Origin of the sequence: Pseudomonas rhodesiae (genome assembly GCF_007858255.1) — a bacterium.
GTDB classification, from domain to species: Bacteria; Pseudomonadota; Gammaproteobacteria; order Pseudomonadales; family Pseudomonadaceae; genus Aquipseudomonas; species Aquipseudomonas rhodesiae.
In genome coordinates this window covers 1-2224 of sequence record NZ_VFEU01000058.1, presented here as the reverse complement: position 1 = coordinate 2224, position 2224 = coordinate 1, and the positions used below count along the sequence as shown (strand labels likewise).

Genomic DNA, 2224 nt, shown 5'->3' with positions numbered 1-2224 from the left:
GGGGTTTGGGGAGCAATGGAACCAAAAACCAACGTAAGCTCTGAATCCCACCGTAAAGGGGCTTTCCGATCTCCAGCTCACCCGCCAGGCATTACTCTCTGATCAGTGCCTCGATGATCGGGCAGATCGTTCCGCCGTCTCCCGCATCACATTGCTGCACCAGTTCGCCTAACAGTTGCTGCATGACGACCAAGTCGGCCATCTTCTGCTCGATCAACGCGAGCTTGCGTGCAGCCCGTGCTCGCGTTTCGGCACAGGCGCACGACTCATCCAGCGTCAGCAGTCCACCGACTTCCGAGAGCGTGAAACCCAGCGCCTGAGCCCGCTTGATGAAACGCAGTCGCTTCACCATGTCCACCGGATAGCGCCGATGGCCACCCAAGGGTTTGGCTGGTTCATCCAGCAGCCCGCGTCGCTGGTAGTAGCGGATCGTCTCGACGTTCACCCCGGCGGCGTCTGCCAGCTTGCCAATGGTCAGCTCTGTGGCCATCACTTTCTCCTTGATTCCGTACTTTGGTACGGAGTTTAGAATAGCACCTAGGCAATCAGGCTCAGGAGATGGGAATGGGGATGCAACTCACCGGGAAAGGCTCGCTGGTCGCGAGTTCGCTGACCGCCATCGGTGCGTCGGTGTGCTGTGTCGGGCCACTGGTGCTGTTGGCACTCGGTGTCGGCGGTACGTGGGTGGGCGCTCTGACCATGATGGAGCCACTACGCCCCCTCTTCATCGGGTTGACTCTACTGTTCCTGGGATTGGCATTCCGCAAGCTCTACCTGGTGCCACAGGTTTGTACGCCAGGTACACCCTGCGCCGATCCGCGCACGCTCGTGCGACAGCGACTCGTGTTCTGGATCGTCAGCGTGCTGCTGCTCGGCCTATTGGCCGTGCCGTGGCTCGCCCCGCTGTTCTACTGAAGGAGATTAACCATGCGCAAACTGCTGATCGCCGTGCTTTTCGCCTTGCCCTTCGTGGCGCTGGCGGCTCCCCCGAAAACCGTCACGCTCGACGTGCAGAACATGACGTGCGGACTCTGTCCGATCACGGTCAAGAAGTCGCTGGAGAAGGTGTCCGGCGTGAGTGACGTCCAGGTCAATTTCGACCAGAAGACGGCGACCGTCACCTACGATCCCGATAAGGCCCAGCCCGAGGCACTGACTGAGGCGACCGCGAACGCGGGATACCCCTCCACAGTGCAGAAGTGAGGTCACGATGAGCGCCATTGTCCTTGAGTCCGTGCTGACTTGCCCGCGCTGCGGCTTCGCCAAGCCGGAAACCATGCCCACGGACGCCTGCCAGTTCTATTACGAGTGCAGCAACTGCAAGGCGCTGCTGCGCCCCAACCCAGGGGATTGCTGCGTTTTCTGTTCGTTCGGCTCGGTGAAGTGCCCGCCGATCCAGCAGCAGCTTGGGTGTTGCTCATAGCGTTTAGGGGGATCACAGGTCGTCGTCTGGATTACGCAGTGGCCGCAGCTCGCCGCGCGCAACTTCTTCCGGTACCGCAAAGGAATACCGCCCGAGCATGTTGATGTGCTCGTAGATCAGCGGCGATAGCCGGGCCAAATCCTCTTCCAGCACTGGATAGCCGTGCTGCTTGAGCCGTTCCACGGCCGCCGTCATGTAGAGGGTGTTCCACAGCACGATGATGTTCACCACCAGGCCCAGAGCACCGAGCTGGTCTTCCTGGCCTTCGCGGTAGCGCTGGCGGAGCTCGCCGCGTTTGCCGTGGAACACGGCGCGGGCCAGGCTGTGCCGGCCTTCGCCTCGGTTCAACTGGGTCAGGGTGGCGCGGCGCTTGGACTCGTCGTCGATATAGGTCAACGTGTGCAGAGTCTTTTCGATCCGCCCGAATTCGGCCAGCGCCTGGGCCAGCCGGGTGGGTCTATCTCCCGTTTGCAGCGTGCGCATGATGCCAGTCGCCGGCACCCGGCCGAGTTTGAGCGAGCCGGCCAGGCGCAGCAGGTCGTCCCAGTGCTCGGCGATCAGGTCGAGTTTGACCGACTGGCGGGCCAGCCCGTTGAGCTTGCCGTAGTCCGCGTCCGGGCGCGTGCGCCAGAAGCGGGTACCGCCGACATCGGCCAGCCGCGGACTGAAGTGGTAGCCAAGTAGGCGGAAGAGCCCGAACACCACATCGCTGTAGGCCCCGGTGTCGGTCATGATTTGCGTCGGCTGCAACTCGGTCTGCTGTTCCAGCACGACCGCCAGCAACACCAGGCTGTCGCGCAG

At 62.3% G+C, this 2224-nt stretch carries 5 protein-coding genes; 3 read left to right on the top strand and 2 right to left on the bottom strand.

Going from position 1 to position 2224, the window contains the following annotated elements; genetic code table 11:
- Positions 1 to 91: 91 nt before the first annotated feature.
- Positions 92 to 490: a mercury resistance transcriptional regulator MerR gene (gene merR, locus FIV35_RS29365; protein ID WP_003089120.1), complete on the bottom strand. Its 399-nt coding sequence runs from the start codon at positions 488 to 490 to the stop codon at positions 92 to 94.
- 74 nt (positions 491 to 564) lie between these two features.
- Here merR and FIV35_RS29360 point away from each other — a divergent pair, with 74 nt between their 5' ends.
- The 3 genes from FIV35_RS29360 to FIV35_RS29350 are packed head-to-tail and all read left to right on the top strand — an operon-like array spanning position 565 to position 1423.
- Complete coding sequence (locus FIV35_RS29360) at positions 565 to 915, top strand: mercuric transporter MerT family protein (protein ID WP_003089115.1); 351 nt, start codon at positions 565 to 567, stop codon at positions 913 to 915.
- A 12-nt stretch (positions 916 to 927) separates the two neighbouring features.
- Positions 928 to 1203: a mercury resistance system periplasmic binding protein MerP gene (gene merP, locus FIV35_RS29355; protein ID WP_003150552.1), complete on the top strand. Its 276-nt coding sequence runs from the start codon at positions 928 to 930 to the stop codon at positions 1201 to 1203.
- Between the two features lie 7 nt (positions 1204 to 1210).
- Positions 1211 to 1423, top strand: a complete 213-nt coding sequence (locus FIV35_RS29350) for a GDCCVxC domain-containing (seleno)protein (RefSeq protein WP_003089113.1) — start codon at positions 1211 to 1213, stop codon at positions 1421 to 1423.
- Positions 1424 to 1435: 12 nt separating this feature from the next.
- Here FIV35_RS29350 and FIV35_RS29345 read toward each other — a convergent pair.
- On the bottom strand, positions 1436 to 2224 hold a 789-nt coding region (locus FIV35_RS29345; protein ID WP_146375124.1), incomplete at its 5' end, for a Tn3 family transposase.